This window comes from Geotalea uraniireducens Rf4, from assembly GCF_000016745.1.
Classification (GTDB): domain Bacteria; phylum Desulfobacterota; class Desulfuromonadia; order Geobacterales; family Geobacteraceae; genus Geotalea; species Geotalea uraniireducens.
The window spans coordinates 4584353-4601886 of record NC_009483.1 but is presented as its reverse complement, the minus strand read 5'-3'; the positions used below and the strand labels follow the sequence as shown (position 1 = coordinate 4601886).

Genomic DNA, 17534 nt, shown 5'->3' with positions numbered 1-17534 from the left:
CCAACCCCCTCAATCCCTAAAGGCTCTCCCCTGACAATGACCCTCTTGGGCCTAAAGGGAGTGGGGATGGGTCAGGAGGAAACCAATGGAATCGGTTATTCGTGTCGTCCCCAAAGAAAATTTTCATCTCGAACTTGAATTCGATACCGGCGAGGTGCGTCTGTTCGATGTGCGCCCTTACCTTGAGATGGGGGTTTTTCGTAAACTGAAAGAGACTGCATTGTTCGAGCGGGCTTTTGTCGCCTTTGATACGGTCTGCTGGCCCGGCAATCTGGATATTGCGCCGGAAACGCTCTACGATCTTTCCGTTTCGGTTAAACCATGAGCAAGGCAAAACACCGGTCATTCCCGGCTGAAGGCGTCCCTGGTGCTGCGGGACGCCCTGGCTTTTGAGCTGGGGATCGACCTCCTAAACGCCATGCGACAACTTGCTAGAGCCGAGGAGACCCTGGGCGCACGGCAGGCGCTGGATGGGATAATCGCACACCGTGTGAAGAACTATGGAAACGCAAGTCGAAAGCTGGTTTCTAAAATTCTACGCCTCATCCCCATGAGCGGGCTCTATTTCTTCTTTATCACCAAGCTGTCACCGGTCATGGCAAGGTCCACCTGGACAATATCCCCCTCCTCGAATTTCCCCTGCAAGAGCATCAGCGCCAGCGGGTCCTGGATTTTTTTCTGCAGGGTCCGTTTCAGCGGCCGGGCGCCGTAGGCTGGATCGTATCCTTCATGGGCAAGGAATTCGCGGGCCTTGTCGGTGATCTCCAGCGTCAGGTGACGTTCCGCAAGGCGGTCTTGCAGGGCCTTGATCTGGATCGCGACGATATGTTTGATCTGATCGAGGGGGAGGGCGTGGTAGATGACGATCTCGTCCAGCCGGTTGAGGAATTCCGGCTTGAAGTTCTCCTTGAGGGTTTCCATGACCATGGTCCGCATCCTGGCGTAGTCGCTGACGCCGTACTGCTGAATCCACTGGGAGCCCAGGTTGCTGGTCATGATGATGACCGTGTTGCGGAAATCCACGGTGCGCCCATGGCCGTCGGTGAGCCGGCCGTCGTCGAGCACCTGGAGCAGCACGTTGAAAACTTCGGGATGCGCCTTTTCGATTTCGTCGAAGAGGACGATGCTGTATGGGCGACGGCGCACCGCCTCGGTGAGCTGGCCACCTTCCTCGTAGCCCACATAACCGGGGGGCGCACCGATGAGCCGGGCCACCGTGTGCTTTTCCTGGTATTCGCTCATGTCGATGCGGACGATGGACTGGTCGTCGTCGAAAAGAAACGCGGCCAAAGCCCGTGCAGTCTCGGTCTTGCCCACACCGGTAGGGCCGAGGAAGATGAAGGAGCCGATGGGGCGGTTGGGGTCGGAGAGCCCGGAGCGCGCCCTGCGCACCGCATTGGCGACCAGGGTGAGGGCATCATCCTGGCCGACTACCCGGCTCTTCAGCCGCTCTTCCATTCTGACCAGTTTTTCCGATTCGGTTTCCAGCATGCGGCTGACCGGGATGCCGGTCCACTTGGCGACGATCTCCGCCACCATGTCGCCGTCAACCTCTTCGGGGAGCATCTTCCCTTCCTCTTGCCGCCGGGTCAGTTCCTCCTTCTTTTCGGCGATTTCCTTCTCGATGGCGGGAATCTCACCGTAACGGAGTTCGGCGGTTTTGGCCAGGTTTCCTTCCCGCTCGCTTTTCTTTGCTTCTTCCTTCTTCTCTTCCAATCTTTTATTCAGGTCACTGATGGCGGTCAGGATCGTTTTTTCCTGCTGCCAGTGTGTCTTGAGGGTTGCCGACTGGCCTTTCAGCTCTTCCAGCTCATCGGAGAGCTTCTTTAGCCGCTCCTGGGCATGGGGGTCCTGCTCGCGGAGCAGGGCCTGTTTCTCAATTTCCAGCTGGATGATCTTGCGCTCCACCTCGTCGATCTCGGTCGGCATGGAGTCGATCTCGATCCGGAGCCTGGAGGCTGCTTCGTCGATCAGGTCGATGGCCTTGTCCGGAAGGAAGCGGTCGGTGATGTACCGGTCGGAGAGAGTGGCTGCGGCGATGATGGCGCTGTCCTTGATGCGGATGCCGTGAAAGTTTTCATACTTTTCCTTGAGACCGCGCAGGATGGCGATGGTGTCCTCAACGCTCGGCTCTCCGGTGTATACCTGCTGGAAGCGGCGCTCCAGGGCAGCATCCTTTTCGATGTACTTGCGGTATTCGTTGAGGGTGGTGGCTCCGATGCAGTGCAGCTCACCCCTTGCCAGGGCGGGCTTGAGCATGTTGGATGCGTCCATTGCCCCTTCCGCAGCTCCAGCGCCAACCAGGGTGTGAAGCTCGTCGATGAAGAGAATGATCTTCCCTTCGGATTTTTCCACTTCCTTGATCACCGCCTTGAGCCGATCTTCGAATTCCCCCCGGTATTTGGCCCCGGCGATGAGCGCGCCCATGTCGAGGGCCACCAGCTTCTTCTCCTTGAGGGTTTCCGGCACGTCGCCGGAGATGATACGCTGGGCCAGCCCTTCGACGATGGCGGTTTTCCCCACCCCCGGCTCGCCGATCAGGACCGGGTTGTTCTTGGTCCGCCGTGACAGGACCTGGATCACCCGGCGGATCTCGTCGTCCCTGCCGATGACCGGATCAAGCTTGCCCCGCCGTGCCAGATCGGTCAGGTCGCGGGCGTATTTTGCCAGGGCCTGGTATTTGTCCTCCGGATTCTGATCGGTAATCGGTTCCTCACCCCGGACATCCTTCAAAGCAGCGAGAACCCCCTCACGGCTCACCCCGCTCTCCATGAGTATCCGCGCAGCCGCGCTCCCCTTAGCCGCTATCATCGCCAGAAGCAGGTGTTCGCTGGAGACGAAGGCGTCCTTCATGGTGTCGGCTTCCTTCTGGGCCGCGTCCAGCAGCTGGTTCAGCGCCGGTGACAGGTAGATCTGCATGGTGGCGCCGCTGGCCCTGGGGAGTTTTTCGAGCGCTTCCATTGCCTTGTTTTTCACAAAGCCGGCATTGGCGCCGAGCTTTTGCAGGATTGCGGCAACCAGGCTCCCTTCCTGCTCCAGCAGGGCCAGCAGCAGATGTTCCGGCTCGATGGAGCTGTTTCCCCGCTGCGCCGCTGTTTCCTGGGCAAGGGCCAGGGCTTCCTGGGTCTTAATGGTCATTTTATCCGGTCTGATCATGGCAAGGCTCCTTGGTTTGAATCTTTAGGAGGCTGTCGGACTTAGGAATGAATCTACTGCGAGAATGGCAAATCGGTCCATATTCCCGGAAATTTTAGACGAATAGGTCCACTATTAGCTCTCAAATTTCCGGAAATCTGTCCTCGATTTTCCATCCTCTCGCTACGATTCCCTAAGTCCGACAGACTCCTAGGGAAATAATAGGTACGGTCCCGGCCCCTGTCAAGGCGGCGTCCTCCATCTGTTCACCGTTTGCATATCTGTTCAAATTTTGACAAAACCACTATTTACGGGAGGTTAACGGTATTTACACTCCGCCATGTTCACATGGCGCACAAACGCAATAAAACCCGCAGTGAACATAATGTAAGCATTTCAACCGGTTATGCCTGTTTTTGCTATGGCATGCATCTCGTAATGGAAAAGGTAACGGTTAACGAAATCCAGGAGGTGCGCCATGAAATGCTTACTTTTACTTGTTCTATTAATGGGTTGCCTGACCGGTTGCAGTGAATTGAGGATTATTGGCGCGGCAGCGGTGCATGAGCTGAGGGCCGAAGCGATAAACGTCGAGTTCGCCTCCTGCAAGGAGCCGGTTTTGAAGGAGGAAAAGGCGCCGGAGAAACCGGTAATGGTGGCAAAGGCAGAGCCGGCCCCAGCCAGGACGGAAACCAGTCGGACCACCCGGAAAGGCGCCTGGGAACGGCGTTAACCGTTATTTATGTCGCCGTTGTGGAGCATGGCCAGGACCGGACACTGGTTGAGGCAGTCGCAGCAGCACTCGCACCGGCTCTGCCCGTGTCGCACGGCATGCTTCCTGTAACCGGAGGTTTCGAGGGTGATGAGCTTGTTTTTGCATGCGGCGACACAGCGACCGCATCCGGTGCATTTATTTGTGTCGATTGTTGGGGGAGATTTTTGGGTCATGAATGGGCTGGCTTAGAGGGCGAGTTCCAGTTGCTTCCAGGTGCAGCGCTTGATCCTGGGGCCGGCATAATAGCGAGGACAGACAGCGATCAGCACGGCTGCCGGCTGTTTGCATGTGCGGCGGCAGGAGAGGCACAGGGCGTTGGCGTAGGTTTGCTCTTTCATAATCCCACCCGATGGAGAATATCCCGCAGGGCTATCGGTCAACCCTGCGGGATGCGACAAATCTAAGCGATCTTTTTTATCCAGCCAAAAGAGTCTTCCATTTTTCCGTATTGGATGGCGGTCAAGGTGTCGTAGAGCTTTTGCGTCAGTTTGCCGACTTCGCCGTCGTCTACGGTGAGGCATTCATCCTTGTAGCTGAGGGCGCCAACCGGGGTGACGACCGCGGCAGTCCCGCTGCCGAAAGCCTCTTTAACTTTGCCCGAGCGGATATCGTTCATCAACTCGATGACGTCGATCTTCCGTTCTTCCACCTTGAGGCCGAAGGATGCAACCAGCTTCAGCACCGAATCGCGGGTAATGCCGTGGAGGATGGAGCCTTCGAGGGGCGCGGTTACCACCCGGTCTTCGTAGGCAAAAAACATGTTCATGGCGCCCACTTCCTCGATGTAACGCTTGTGCACGCCGTCGAGCCAAAGGACCTGGTCGAACCCCTTCTTTTTCGCTTCCAGGCCTGCTTTGAGCGAGCTGGCATAGTTGCCGCCGGTTTTCGCCTCGCCCGTACCGCCCGGAGTTGCACGTACGAATTTGTCTTCCACCATTATCTTCACCGGCTTGAAGCCTGAAGCATAGTAGGCGCCTACCGGCGACATGATCACATAGAAGTAATAGTGATCCGAAGGTTTTACACCAAGCACCGGCTCTACGGCGATCATGGCCGGCCGGATATAGAGGGAGGTGCCTTCTGCAGAAGGTACCCAGTCTTTCTCCAGTTGCACCAGTTCTTCGATTCCCTTGAGGAAAAGCTCTTCCGGCACAGTCGGCATGCAGAGCCGGTCTGCGGAAAGGTTGAAACGGCGGGCATTCATTTCCGGACGGAACAAGGCAACGGTGCCATCGGTCCATTTATAGGCTTTCAGCCCCTCGAATATTTCCTGGGCATAATGAAAAACCAGGCAGGCAGGGTCAAGGACGAACGGTGCATACGGCTCGATCCGGGCGTCAACCCATCCCTTGCCGGCCTTCCACTCCACCATCAGCATGCGATCGGTGAAGATCCTGCCGAACCCAAGCTGCGATTCATCGGTGAACCTTGCCTTCTTTTTCTCGTCAGGGAGAGGGATTTTCTTGATTTCCATCTGCTGAACCTCCGGTTTGTCCGGCGCAAAGCGTCGTTATTCTTCAATCTATTCGTATCATAATAGTTGTATACGGGCAAGGGTTTTTGCTTGAAAAATCACTGCTTCGCCCGACAATAACCCGGGTTGGAATATCCGGTTTTTGGCCTGTAAATTTGCCTATTGATTTTTTTATCGACAGTTGTTAAATTTTTAGCACTCTTAACTTGAGAGTGCCAAGATGTCTGGTATTATTTCCCAGACCATAATGAACCCATGCAGGAGGTTTTCCCGTGAACTATACAATGCCGGCAGTAGTCGATAATTTGAGTTTATACCTGGCGGAAATAAGACGCTTTCCGGTTCTTTCTGCGGAAGAGGAGCACGGGTTAGCCGTCAAGCTCTACGAAGAGAAGGATCTGGAGGCGGCCCACAGGCTCATTACCTCCAACCTGCGCTTTGTGGTCAAGATTGCCGGGGAATACCGTTCTTACGGCATGAAAATGCTCGACCTGATCCAGGAAGGGAATATCGGCCTGATGATGGCGGTGCGTAAATTCAATCCATACAAGGGATTCCGTCTTATTTCCTATGCAGTCTGGTGGATAAGGGCCTATATCCAGAACCATATCGTCTCGACCTGGAGCCTGTTGAAGATAGGGACCACCCAGGCGCAGCGGAAACTTTTTTTCAAGCTGAACCAGGCCAAGAGCGCGATCAGAAGCATGACCGGAGGCGGCGACGACCTCCAGGCTGCGGCGCTTTCCCTCGATGTGAAGGAATCCGAGGCGCAGGAGATGGACCAGCGCATGCGCGGCGATTATTTCCTCGATGCCGAGGTTGTTACCGGCGAAGGTCTGACCATGCTGGAAAGTCTCCCCGATGAGCGCCGGAACCAGGAGGAACTCTTGGGCGAGGCAGAGGAAAGCGCCATACTGGAAAGGGAGGTGGCCGCGGCGCTGACCTGCCTGAATGAAAAGGAACGCTATGTGATTGAGCAGAGGGTCTCTTCTGATGAACCCTTGACCCTCCAGGAGATCGCTGATCATTTCTCCATCTCCCGGGAACGGGTACGGCAGATCGAGGAAGGCGCCCTGAAAAAAATGAAGCGGGCACTCCTGCCGCTCGCGACCCGGGCCGTTGCCTGAGAGCGATGACTATCATTTGAACGCCCATTTTCAGCACTGGAAATGGGCGTTTTGTATTGCTATTGTTTCAAAGGAAGGGAAAACATGCAGTGCCACACCCGTCCCGCCGCGATAAAACCTTGTGAAGAAGCTGTGCCAATTTTACTGTTCATCCTCGCCCTTTTGATGATCAGCGGCTGTGCCGGCACGACAACCTTTATTGCCTACCCCGATAAAATCAATCCGTTGATAGCCGATTTGCAGACGAGGAAATCGATTGACTTCACCCACTGTTTTTTGAGTGAGTGCAAGAGCAGCGACATGATCCTTTACAACATGGAGCGAGGCCGTATTGCCCAAATCGTCGGCAATACCGATGCCAGCATGAGGGACTTTGCCGCCTCCATGGACGTCATCAGGGAAAAAGAGCAAAAGGCAATCGTCAGCGTTTCCGATATCGGTGCCCAGGCCGCATCTGTCGCCGTCAATGACAACGCCATCCCTTACGAGGGGGCCGGATATGAACGGGTCATGCTTCATCAGTTCCAGGCAATGAACTATCTCAGCAAAAACGATCTGGAAGGTGCGGGTGTGGAGATCCGCAGAGCCAATTTCGAGCAGGAAGAGGCACTGAAGCGTCATGAGGACGAGTTGGACGAGGCCCGGAAGGTTGCCGAAGAAAAGCGGCTGGAGAATCCGCAACAGGTTGATGCGATCAAAAGCCAGTTCTCCCAGCTGGACGAGGCTGCCGGCAAGGTCAAGAATTCCTTTCAGAACGCCTATACCTTTTACCTCTCAGGATTTGTCTATGAACTTGCCAATCAGCAGAACGACGCCTATATCGATTACAAAAAGGCACTGGAAATATTCCCGGAAAACACCATCCTGCAAAGGGATGTAATCCGCCTTGCCATGAAACTGGAAATGAACCGGGAACTGGAGGATTTAAAGAGCAGATTCGATCCTGGCCCGGCAACTGGCGAGGCCGTAACGGAAAAAAATGCCGGTGAATTACTCGTGCTGTTTGAGGACGGATTTGCCCCACAGAAACAGGAAGTGAAGATATATATCCCCGTCCCCAGGGTAGGATTGATAGCAGCAGCTTTCCCCATTTACAGGTCCGGATGGACGTCAGCCCGACCGCTGCTCGTCACCAGTGGCAAAGAGGTGGTGGGGAGTACCGAAACGATCTGCGACATCAGGGCTTTGGCGGTCAAGTCGCTGCAGGAGAAAATCCCGGCCCTGGCCATCCGCCAGACAATACGAGCTGTCGCAAAAGGGGTTGCCGCTAAACGGGCAGACGAGAAGTTCGGGGCGTTGGGATTTTTTGGCGCTACACTCTGGAACCTGGTCAGCGAAACTGCCGACCTGCGCAGTTGGATTACACTTCCGGAGGATGCCCAGATCATGCGGGTCACCCTTTCGGCGGGCATGCACAAGCTCACCTTGCAACACGAGGGTAGCAGGGCTGAAGCGGATATCGACGTCAAAATCAAGCCGGGCGGGAAAACCATTCTGCGTGTGGTCAGGGCGGGTGACGTACTGTACAATGCGGTGCTGGTTTTCTGATTCATGCCCATGGGGGACGGCATCATGGGGAATTTGCTGCTTGCGGTCCGCCAGTGCTGCTGTTATTCTTCCCCATGGTCGGCCATTAACCGGGCTCTGACGATAAACCGGTCAGTCGGTGATAAAAGGAGGTTCAATGAATAGTTTTCTGTATGGTAATAGGAAAAACCTGTTGTTGCTGCTGTTCGGTTTGATGACGGCTATGGCGCCGGCCGGTTGCAGTACTACTGCCGGCATCGAAGCGGCCGGCAAGACGGGCTGGAACCAGGATGGAGAAAGGGTGCTCGGTAAAAACGTGGTGATCAATAATTCCAGCTTGGCAGGGGATATCGAGATCGTCGACTTGAAGAGCAGTATGGTCGGGGATATGATGAAGGCGCAGGTTTCGCTTCGCTCGAAAGACCGCGACACCATCAACATTCAGTACGCCTTCGACTGGTTTGACATGCAGGGGATGGAAGTCGGCGGGAGTACGACCGCCTGGAAACCGTTCATACTCTATGGCCGTGAAACCAAAACCATCCAAGGCGTTGCGCCGGACTCCCGTGGCCGCGAGTTCAAATTGAAAATCCGGGAAAACATCGATTAAAAAAACGAAAAAGAGAGGTGTTCATAGTATGCGATATCTACGTAGCTTGTTGCTCTGTCTTTCAATTGCCGCCATGTTTCTGGCCGGTTGCGCCACCACCACTGTCCAGTATGGTGATGCCGGATCGGCAAAGCCGATCGGCACCGATTTCGGCTCGTCCGATCTGCAGCAGATTGCCGAGGCAATGGTTGATTCCCTGATCACTTTTCCACCAGTAGCCGAGCAGACCAGCCAGCGGCGACCCGTTTTGAGCGTGGACAAGGTGAAGAACAAAACCATGCAGCACATAGATACGGAGTCGGTAACCGACTCGATCAGGGCAAAACTGATCAAATCCGGCAAGTTCCGTTTTATTGACCGGACCACGGATGAAGCAGCCGTAGAGGAGATCAAGACCCAACAGGAAAGCGGCCTGGTTGATAAGAAGACCGCCGTCGAGTTCGGCCGGCAGATCGGCGCGGAATTTCTGCTGACCGCAAATTTCGCTGAAATCGTGCAGAAGGCGGGCAGTGTTACAGATGTCTATTATAAGTTCACCATGAACCTGAAGAACCTGAAAACGGGCATTCTCGAATGGTCGGACGAGAAGGAGATCCGCAAGATCTCCAAACGGTCCATGTTTGGGGGGTAGCGACATGAAAAAGATCATGCTTTTATGCATGGGGCTGTTCCTCACCGCATGCGCGCCGAACCACAGTTTTGTCTTTCTTGACCAGACCGCGGTTGATCAGGGGACGGGCCTGGTCTGGTCGAAGAACGCCAATCTGCCCGGTAAGCCGTTGCTCTGGAAAGCGGATGATAATGTCTACTCCTTTGTCCAGAAGCTGAACAGTGACAACTATGCCGGTTATGCCGACTGGCGGGTGCCGACAAAGGACGAGATGGCCGAGTTGATCGCTTATGCCAAAAGCCTGGGGTATGATAAAAACAAACTGGAAACATGGCCTTTCCAGAAATTGCGGCAACTGGGTTTCATTGATGTGCGCGACTACGATTATTGGACTTCCACGCGCCGGTCTCCCGAAGAATTGTGGGTAGCTGATCTGGCAAGTGGGCAGATTCTGCCCAAGTCTGAAGCAAAACCGTATTACCTCTGGCCAGTGCGGGGCGGAAATCGGTCCAAGTAAGACATCTGCCCTGTGGTTCGTTAAACCCAAAAACGGCAGTTAGCCACGAATGACACGAATAAGCACGAATGTTTCTAACCCCTTGTTAAGTCTTGAGTAGTAACTGATCTGGTGAGTGTCTTATGCATCACAAGAGCTTGTATATTCGTGAAAATTCGTGGTTAAAATGCTTTTTATAGGTTAAACAGTACGACCATTTGCAGGTATCAACCTCATCTTCCATCCGGAATAAATGAAGGGGTTCAAGTTGTAAGACTTGAACCCTTTTTTTGATTTCTCTGGAGAATAGTGCGTCTGATTAAGTAGCTGTAGAATGCTGGTTGGTATGGATGTCTATACTCTACCAAAACACTAAACTAATATGGTTTATTAAGTTGACAATTTAATTTAAGATAGTGTAGAGTTCAATCAAACAATTGAAGACAAAACCCGTGCTTTATCGAGAGTGGTGGAGGGAAAGGCCCTGTGAAACCACAGCAACCGGTTCGCGAAAGCGAATGCCAGGTGCTAAATCCTGCCGACTGACCAGGCGAAGATGAGGTGGGTGCTCAACGGTCCTTTCCGTATAAAGCCCCTTCTCAGCAATGATGGGGCTTTTTTACTCAAGGGGAGAGCAGATGACAGACAGAACCGTAAAATACAGTTTCGACACCCTCCTGATCCATGGCGGACTGGAGCCGGGCCCGGCAGGCGCCACCACCGTCCCGATCGTCCAGTCCTCTTCATTTGCCCAGGCTACGGCTGAAGAGCTGGAAGACATCTTCCGCGGCCGGAAGGTGGGGCAGGTATACACGCGGGTCGGGAACCCCACCACGGAAAGCCTGGAAAAGCGCCTGGCGCTTCTGGAAGGGGGACAGGCGGCGATTGCCACAGCATCGGGCATGGCCGCCATCACCACGGCGGTGATGACCATCGTCAGGAGCGGTGACGAGATCCTCGCCTCATCGTCCCTGTTCGGCGGCACCTTTTCTCTTTTCCGCGACACCCTTTCCGGCTACGGCATCAGCACGACCTTCGTCGATCCGACCGACCTGGCCGCAGTCAGGAACGGGATCAACGACAGAACCCGTCTCGTCTTCGTCGAGACCATCGGCAACCCGAAGATGGATGTGCCGGATATCCCGGCAATCGCCCTCATTGCCCGGGCGGCCGGCATCCCGCTGCTGGTGGACGCAACGGTGACGACTCCCTGCCTGGCGCGCGGCTCCGATCTGGGCGCCGACATCGTTATTCACTCCACCAGCAAGTTCATCAACGGCACCGGCAGCGCCATCGGCGGTGTGATTATCGACCTCGGCCGGTTCGACTGGCAGAGCGACAAATTTCCCCATTTCGAGCCGTTCCATAAGAAATATCGGGCATTCGCCTTCACCGCTCGGGCCAGGAAGCTGATCCACAAGGACTTCGGCGCCTGCGCCGCCCCCATGAACTCCTTCCTGCTCGCCGAGGGGGTGGAGACCCTTTCGTTGCGGATGGAGCGCCACTGTGCCAACGCCCAAAAACTTGCGCAGTTCCTTAAGGCGCATGACCGTGTGAGATGGGTCAATTATCCGGGACTTGAGGATTCGCCCCACCACCAGGTGGCAAAAAAACTTTACGGCGACAAATTCGGCGGCGTGCTGACCTTCGGCCTTGCCGACAAGGCCGCAGCCTTTCGCTTCATAAACGGCGTCAGGCTGGCAAAAAATCTCGCCAACATTGGCGATGCCAAGACCCTGGTCATTCACCCTGCCAGCACCATCTGCTGCGATTACGGCCCGGAAGAAAAAGGGCTGATGGGAGTGGGCGAGGAGATGGTGCGGGTTTCGGTTGGCATCGAAGCCATAAATGATATAATTGAGGACTTTGATAGTGCCCTCAATAACCTTTAAATGAGGAGATTAAAAAGATGAATCTGACGGTAAACGGCAAGAAAGCCGCCATTGACGGCAAAGATACGGTGAACATCCCCGCGCTTCTGGCGGAACTGAAGGTGGAGCAGCCCGATTACGTGACGGTCGAACTGAACGGCGATATCCTGGAGCGCGAGAACTTCGAAGCCACCCATGTCAAGGATGGCGACAGCGTGGAGTTCCTCTATTTCATGGGCGGAGGAGAGCACTGATGCTGAGCGAAGAACAGATTGCCCGCTATTCACGGCACATCATCCTCAAGGAAGTCGGCGGCAAAGGGCAGAAGAAGTTGTTTGACGGCCGGGTAATGATCATCGGCGCCGGCGGCCTCGGCTCGCCCATCGCCCTTTATCTGGCTGCGGCAGGTGTGGGGACGATCGGCATCGCCGACGCGGACGTGGTGGACCTGTCCAACCTCCAGCGCCAGGTGATACACCAGACCAAGGACGTGGGGATTGCCAAGGTCCTGTCGGCCAAGGAAAAGATGCAGGCGATCAATCCCGAGCTGAAGGTCAACACCTACCAGGAATGGATCAGCGCCGCCAACATCGCCGACATCATCAGTGAGTACGACTTCGTCATCGACGGCACCGACAACTTTGCCGCCAAGTTTCTCATCAACGATGCCTGCGTCCTTGCCGGCAAGCCTTACTCCCACGGCGGCATTCTCCAGTTCGACGGCCAGACCATCACCATCGAGCCTGGCAAGTCCCCCTGCTACCGCTGCCTCTTTCCCGCTCCGCCGCCCAAGGACGCCATTCCCACCTGCTCCACTGCCGGGGTGATCGGCGTGCTGCCCGGGGTGATCGGTACCATCCAGGCGACCGAGGCGATCAAGTACCTGCTCGGCAAAGGGGAACTCCTCACCGGCCGTCTCCTAACCTACAACGCGCTGCGGATGCGGTTCCGCGAGGTTCCCGTCAAGAAAAGCGCAAAGTGTCCCATTTGCGGCGAGAACCCGACCATAACCGAACTTAAGGACGAGCTGGACGCCCTGACCGTATGCGATCTGGAAACAAAATAAAATCCACCACAGGGCTCCGTGGTGAAAAAGGTTTTTCCCATGCTGAAAATTTCCAAAGCGATCCACGACGACATCATCGCCCACGCCCGTGAGGGTTTTCCCCTTGAGGTCTGCGGCATTCTCGGCGGCCGCGACGGTGTTGTCTCCGCCATTTACCGGATGACCAACACGGACCAGAGCAATGAGCACTTCATGATGGAGCCGAAGGAGCAGTTCGCTGTGGTCAAAGGTTTGCGGGCCAGCGGGCTGGAGATGCTCGCCATCTACCACTCCCACCCGGAAACCCCGGCCCGGCCGTCCGAAGAGGATATCCGTCTGGCCCTGACCCCCAACGTTTCCTATGTCATCGTCTCCCTTGCAGAGCCGGAGCGGCCGGTGCTCAATTCCTTCCGCATCGCTGCCGGCCGGGGCGAACCCGAGGCGGTCGGGGTCGTTTAACGATCACAATGTTTCTTTACTTGATCACTGTAATATCTTTTGATGTTTTATCTTGACTATTTTACTTGTAATTCGTAGTATCAAAGCATAGCCAATTGCACGGCAACGGAGTGGACCATGGCAGACGAGAGCAGCAAGACGAGTATCGACCTGAATAACCTCAAGGCGGGTGGTTTCATCAAGGAGCGCGGCAAGGACCTGTTCACCGTCCGGCTGCGGGTGCCCGGCGGCCGGATGACCGTGCCCCGGCTGAAGAAAATCGCCCAGGTCGCCGAGAAGTTCGGCGGCGAGTTTGTCCACCTTTCCGTGCGACAATCCATCGAGCTGATCAATATCAACTTCAGGGATTTCGACGCGGTGGTTGCCGAGCTGGGCGAAGGAGAGCAGAAGGTCGCCTCCTGCGGGGCGCGGGTGCGGGTGCCGACGGCTTGCGGCGGCTGCGAATACAATCCGAACGGCCTGGTTGATACCCAACGCTCCGCCCTTGAGGTGGACGAGAAACTGTTCGGCACCCCGACCGGCCATCACAAATTCAAGGTCGGCTTTGCCGGTTGTCCCTTCGATTGTCCCAAGTCGGCCACAAACGACGTCGGTTTCCAGGGGGCAATCTGGCCGGAGCTTTCGAAAGAGGAGTGTATCAGCTGCGGTCTCTGCGCCAAGTCGTGCACCGAAGGGGCCATTGCCATGGGTGATGACGGCAAGCCGGTGTTTCGCGCGGATAAATGCATTTACTGCGGCGATTGCGTCAAGGTTTGCCCGACCGAGGCCTGGAAAACCGAGAAAATCGGCTACACGGTCCGCATCGGCGGCAAGTGGGGGCGCCATCCCCTCGTCGGCACCCTGTTCGCCACTTTTGTCCCGGAAGAGCGGGTGGTGGAATTCATCAGCGAAGTCCTCGCCTGGTACAAGGAGAAAGCGGATGGGGCTGGACGGGTCAGGATCGGCGACATCATCATCAAGGAAGGCTCCGACTCGCTCTTGAGCCGCCTGCGGCCTAAATTCCCCGAATACGTGGTGGCGGAGACCATTGCGCCGCAGGTGATCGCGACCCAGATAGGGACATAGAAGTTCGAGGTTCGAAGTTCGAGGTTCGAGGTTCGAGGTTTGCCTCGCACCTCGCTCCTACCAGTTCAGATAGTATTCCGGCGAAGCCGCGGAGGGAAATATGCACACAGTTGATTTAAGAGGCGTCTCTTGCCCGACAAACTTTGTCAAGGCCAAGCTGGCCCTGGAAATGCTGGATGAAGGGGAAGTGGTGGAGTTCCTCCTCGATGACGGCGAGCCGGTCAAGAACGTGCCGCGCAGCCTCAAGGGGGAAGGGCACAAGCTCATCGGGCTCAAGGAAGCGGACGGCCACTACGTGCTCACCCTGGAAAAGGTCGGGGAGTAAGCCATCGGGCGGCGCCTGGTCCTCACCCTGTTTCCCATAGCCCGCACGTACCTGCCATAACATTAACTCGACCCTACGAAAGGGAGAGGCGCATGATTGTCGACCAGCAAAAGCTCCGGTCTTTGATGACAAAGCCTGAAAAACCGGTTGCTGCAACCGAACTCCGCCGCGAGGAAAATGTTTTCTTCATCGGCGGCGGGTTGCAGTCAAGTGAAACTCTCGAAGCGCTCTTTGACAGCTACTGCCAGGCCCCGGCTGAACTCTTCCACCTCACCTTCGGCGATATCGGGCACTTTCACCTGGGAGAGGACCTGGCGCGGCAGATCAAGAAAAACTTCAGCACCCACCTGCTGGGAAGGTTCGACTATCCGGCACCCCCCTTTATTGAGCCTCATAAAACCCCGTCCTGTGGGCGGGGTCAGCGTTCGTTGGCTTTGCCTGTAGATTGCCCATCTGCTACACCTGAACTTGAGTTGTCCCCACAATTCAAGTCGAAAGGAGCAGCAGATGAGCAGGTTTCAGAAGTTATCTCACGTTCTATGGCACTGTCAATATCACATTGTTTGGGTGCCGAAGTATCGTTATCGTGTGTTGCGTGGTCCAGTTGCCGAAGAGGTGTATAAGTGTATCCAAGTGTTTTCGGGTCGTCTTGGTTGCGAAGTGGTGGAGTTGAATGTGCAACCGGATCACGTGCACTTGTTGGTTAAAATTCTTCCGAAGGTATCAGTGTCGGAATTCATGGGTGCTATCAAGGGTCGCACGGCTATTCGGGTATTCAAGCAATATCCATATCTCAAAGAACGCCCCTATTGGGGCAACCATTTTTGGGCCGAAGGTTACTGTGTTGATACAGTTGGTCTTGATGCGGAGATGATCCGCAAGTACGTTGTCTATCAAGAGAAGAAAGAGCGAACAGAAACCAAATAGCAACCTTATAAAAGGGGACAACTCGCAGCGTGCCTTCTATGAGGGCACGCATTCAGCACCCCTATGGGGTGCCTTTCAAAGCCCCGTCCTCTGGGCGGGGTTCTTTACTATTGAACGTGCCTACGCCGCCGGCGTGGACATCCTCGACATTTCCCTGAAGGTTTTCGACCAAGGGCTTGCGAAGGAACGCGGCATTGAGAAGGAAGAACTGCTTCGTTCAATCCAATACGCCCGGACCGTGTTTCCGAAATGGGGGGTTACCGCAACCCTGCTGGCCGGGGAAGAGCCGCTCTGCTCCACGGTGAGCGGCATTGATTACCTCCTGGATGCCGGAGTTGTGCCGCTTGTACAGATATCGGCCAAGGCCGGCCATTACCCGGCTGCGGAGATCGGTGCGCTCTTCGAACACCTGGCATCCCGATTGAAGAAACACAGAGTCGCGGTAAAGCCGCTCCTGCCGTTATTAAGCCTCACCACCCCACTTGTTTCCGCCAGGCCGAAGGGCCTCCTCAGGGGTTTCATCGAAAAGGTTTACGACCGGCAGCTCCTGGCCACCTCTGATCTGCGGCGAAGCCTCAAGGTGAAGCAGGTGGAAGAATCATTCGAATCGGCGGGGCTGTAATGGGACAGGAACTGTTCGAAAAGCCGCTCAAGATAGACAACAGGCCCCTCTGGCTGATCGTCCTGGACCGCACCGCCCGCTATCAGGTGATCGCCGGCTTCCTGATCATCTGTCTGGTCCTGTTCAGGTTATCACCGCCGGCCGGTCTCACGGTAGCCGGTTACCATGCCCTGGTCCTGTTCGGCGCCGCCATATTCCTCTGGGTTTCCGGGCTTTTGCCGATAGCGGTAACCGCCCTTCTTTCCATGGTGATGCTGCCGCTTCTGGGCATCATGGAGGCGAAGAAGACCTATTCCCTGTTCGGCAACGAGGCGGTCTTCTTCATTCTGGGCGCCTTCATCCTGGCGGCGGCCATGACCGGCACCGGCCTCTCTGCCCGGCTGGCGCGGGCGATGCTGGCCCGCTTCGGCAAGACCCCGACCCGCCTGGCACTGACAGTCTTTCTCCTCTCGGCGCTTCTCTCTTTCGTCATGAGCGAACACGCCGTTGCCGCCATGATGTTTCCCGTGGTGGCTGAAATCGCTACGGCGCTCAGGCTTGAGAAGGGAGAGAGCAACTACGGCCGGCTCCTCTTCATGTCCATTGCCTGGGGATGCATCATCGGCGGGATCGCCACCTTCCTCGGCGGGGCAAGGGCTCCCCTGGCAGCGGGCATGCTGCGGGAGAACACGGGGCTCAGCTTCAGTTTTCTGGAATGGACCACAGCCGCCTGCATGATCGTTCTGCCGCTCCTGTTCATCGGCTTCCTCATCCTGGTGAGGTTTTTCCCGCCGGACCTTTCAAGCGTCGAGGATGGGCTCAAGTTCCTCAACCGGAAGCGCCTCGATACCGGAAGGATAGGCTTCGACGAATTGCTCACCGCCGTGGTGATGGTCGCCACCATAGTCTGCTGGATCAGCTTCGGCGAGCGGGCGGGACTGGCCGCCATCGCCTTGCTGGGGACGGCGGTGCTCTTCACCTTCCGGGTTGTTTCCTGGGAAAAGATCGAGGAGTACGTCAACTGGGGAATCATCCTCATGTACGGCGGCTCCATAGCACTGGCCACGGCCCTGGAAAAGACCGGCGCTGCGCTCTGGCTGGTGGGGAAGGGGCTCGACTCTTTTTCCCACTCCCCCCTTGCCGCCATTGCCGTCATCTCGATGGTTTCGATCATTCTCACCGAGTGCATCAGCCACGCGGCTGTGGTGGCGATCCTCATGCCCATCGGCATGGGGCTGGCGAAGAGCATCGGCATGGACCCCAAGGTGATGACCCTCTCCATCGCCCTGCCGGCGGGGCTGGCCTACTGCCTTCCCATGGGGACCCCGGCCACGGCCATCGCCTATGCCTCGGGTTACCTCAAGAGTCGTGATATAATAGTATCGGGTGTCGTCATAATGATTATCTCCTGGCTCCTGTTCCTCGGTTCGGTGGTGTTCGTCTGGCCGCTTTTGGGGTTGAAGATATAGGATAAGAAAGCGGAACTA

The 17534-nt window shown here is 56.0% G+C and carries 21 protein-coding genes and 1 riboswitch; of the genes, 16 read left to right on the top strand and 5 right to left on the bottom strand.

Features of this window, described 5'->3' with window-relative positions:
- Window positions 1–85: 85 nt before the first annotated feature.
- The gene (locus tag GURA_RS20125; protein ID WP_011940739.1) at window positions 86–325 is read left to right on the top strand and encodes a DUF2442 domain-containing protein; all 240 of its coding nucleotides are present in this window, start codon (window positions 86–88) and stop codon (window positions 323–325) included.
- Between the two features lie 236 nt (window positions 326–561).
- Here the strand turns inward: GURA_RS20125 and clpB are convergent, their stop codons facing one another.
- Complete coding sequence (gene clpB / locus GURA_RS20120) at window positions 562–3156, bottom strand: ATP-dependent chaperone ClpB (protein WP_011940738.1); 2595 nt, start codon at window positions 3154–3156, stop codon at window positions 562–564.
- Window positions 3157–3613: 457 nt separating this feature from the next.
- On the opposite strand from clpB, the gene GURA_RS20115 reads away from it, so the two are divergent.
- Window positions 3614–3868, top strand: coding sequence for a hypothetical protein (locus tag GURA_RS20115; RefSeq protein WP_157046255.1), 255 nt, complete (start codon window positions 3614–3616; stop codon window positions 3866–3868).
- Here GURA_RS20115 and GURA_RS25155 read toward each other — a convergent pair.
- From GURA_RS25155 to GURA_RS20105, 3 genes are all read right to left on the bottom strand, one after another.
- Window positions 3865–4083, bottom strand: coding sequence for a 4Fe-4S dicluster domain-containing protein (locus tag GURA_RS25155; protein ID WP_011940736.1), 219 nt, complete (start codon window positions 4081–4083; stop codon window positions 3865–3867). The genes GURA_RS20115 and GURA_RS25155 overlap by 4 nt on opposite strands.
- 12 nt (window positions 4084–4095) lie before the next feature.
- Window positions 4096–4248, bottom strand: coding sequence for a hypothetical protein (locus GURA_RS24815; protein ID WP_011940735.1), 153 nt, complete (start codon window positions 4246–4248; stop codon window positions 4096–4098).
- Between the two features lie 62 nt (window positions 4249–4310).
- On the bottom strand, window positions 4311–5384 hold the full coding sequence (locus GURA_RS20105; RefSeq protein WP_011940734.1) for a branched-chain amino acid aminotransferase: 1074 nt from the start codon (window positions 5382–5384) through the stop codon (window positions 4311–4313).
- A 284-nt stretch (window positions 5385–5668) separates the two neighbouring features.
- On the opposite strand from GURA_RS20105, the gene rpoH reads away from it, so the two are divergent.
- The 11 genes from rpoH (at window position 5669) to GURA_RS20050 (ending at window position 14519) form a co-directional block, all read left to right on the top strand.
- Window positions 5669–6511: an RNA polymerase sigma factor RpoH gene (gene rpoH, locus GURA_RS20100; RefSeq protein WP_011940733.1), complete on the top strand. Its 843-nt coding sequence runs from the start codon at window positions 5669–5671 to the stop codon at window positions 6509–6511.
- A gap of 132 nt (window positions 6512–6643) precedes the next feature.
- Window positions 6644–8059 (top strand): COG3014 family protein, encoded by a 1416-nt coding sequence (locus GURA_RS20095; protein ID WP_232278950.1) that lies wholly within the window; start codon window positions 6644–6646, stop codon window positions 8057–8059.
- 136 nt (window positions 8060–8195) lie between these two features.
- Window positions 8196–8648, top strand: a complete 453-nt coding sequence (locus GURA_RS20090; protein ID WP_011940731.1) for a YcfL family protein — start codon at window positions 8196–8198, stop codon at window positions 8646–8648.
- A 28-nt stretch (window positions 8649–8676) separates the two neighbouring features.
- Window positions 8677–9279 (top strand): penicillin-binding protein activator LpoB, encoded by a 603-nt coding sequence (lpoB, locus tag GURA_RS20085; protein WP_011940730.1) that lies wholly within the window; start codon window positions 8677–8679, stop codon window positions 9277–9279.
- A 4-nt stretch (window positions 9280–9283) separates the two neighbouring features.
- The gene (locus GURA_RS20080) at window positions 9284–9775 is read left to right on the top strand and encodes an Lcl C-terminal domain-containing protein (protein ID WP_011940729.1); all 492 of its coding nucleotides are present in this window, start codon (window positions 9284–9286) and stop codon (window positions 9773–9775) included.
- Between the two features lie 433 nt (window positions 9776–10208).
- Window positions 10209–10317: riboswitch (SAM riboswitch) on the top strand.
- Window positions 10318–10392: 75 nt separating this feature from the next.
- The gene (locus GURA_RS20075) at window positions 10393–11646 is read left to right on the top strand and encodes an O-acetylhomoserine aminocarboxypropyltransferase/cysteine synthase family protein (protein WP_041245581.1); all 1254 of its coding nucleotides are present in this window, start codon (window positions 10393–10395) and stop codon (window positions 11644–11646) included.
- Between the two features lie 17 nt (window positions 11647–11663).
- Entirely contained in the window at window positions 11664–11879 is a 216-nt protein-coding gene (gene thiS / locus GURA_RS20070; protein ID WP_011940727.1) for a sulfur carrier protein ThiS, read from the top strand.
- The gene (locus tag GURA_RS20065) at window positions 11879–12691 is read left to right on the top strand and encodes a HesA/MoeB/ThiF family protein (protein WP_011940726.1); all 813 of its coding nucleotides are present in this window, start codon (window positions 11879–11881) and stop codon (window positions 12689–12691) included. The genes thiS and GURA_RS20065 overlap by 1 nt, the downstream gene beginning before the upstream one ends.
- Before the next feature lie 39 nt (window positions 12692–12730).
- Window positions 12731–13129: a M67 family metallopeptidase gene (locus GURA_RS20060; protein WP_011940725.1), complete on the top strand. Its 399-nt coding sequence runs from the start codon at window positions 12731–12733 to the stop codon at window positions 13127–13129.
- 117 nt (window positions 13130–13246) lie between these two features.
- Window positions 13247–14194 (top strand): 4Fe-4S dicluster domain-containing protein, encoded by a 948-nt coding sequence (locus GURA_RS20055; RefSeq protein WP_011940724.1) that lies wholly within the window; start codon window positions 13247–13249, stop codon window positions 14192–14194.
- A 100-nt stretch (window positions 14195–14294) separates the two neighbouring features.
- Window positions 14295–14519 (top strand): sulfurtransferase TusA family protein, encoded by a 225-nt coding sequence (locus GURA_RS20050; protein WP_011940723.1) that lies wholly within the window; start codon window positions 14295–14297, stop codon window positions 14517–14519.
- A gap of 206 nt (window positions 14520–14725) precedes the next feature.
- Here GURA_RS20050 and GURA_RS20045 read toward each other — a convergent pair whose 3' ends face one another.
- On the bottom strand, window positions 14726–14914 hold the full coding sequence (locus tag GURA_RS20045; protein WP_041245580.1) for a hypothetical protein: 189 nt from the start codon (window positions 14912–14914) through the stop codon (window positions 14726–14728).
- Window positions 14915–15026: 112 nt separating this feature from the next.
- Between GURA_RS20045 and tnpA the strand changes: the two genes are divergently transcribed.
- From tnpA to GURA_RS20030, 3 genes are all read left to right on the top strand, one after another.
- Window positions 15027–15446 (top strand): IS200/IS605 family transposase, encoded by a 420-nt coding sequence (gene tnpA, locus GURA_RS20040; protein ID WP_011939015.1) that lies wholly within the window; start codon window positions 15027–15029, stop codon window positions 15444–15446.
- 133 nt (window positions 15447–15579) lie between these two features.
- Window positions 15580–16068, top strand: coding sequence for a hypothetical protein (locus tag GURA_RS20035; RefSeq protein ID WP_011940722.1), 489 nt, complete (start codon window positions 15580–15582; stop codon window positions 16066–16068).
- The gene (locus tag GURA_RS20030; protein WP_011940721.1) at window positions 16068–17516 is read left to right on the top strand and encodes a DASS family sodium-coupled anion symporter; all 1449 of its coding nucleotides are present in this window, start codon (window positions 16068–16070) and stop codon (window positions 17514–17516) included. Before GURA_RS20035 ends, GURA_RS20030 begins: the two co-directional genes overlap by 1 nt.
- Window positions 17517–17534: the final 18 nt, after the last annotated feature.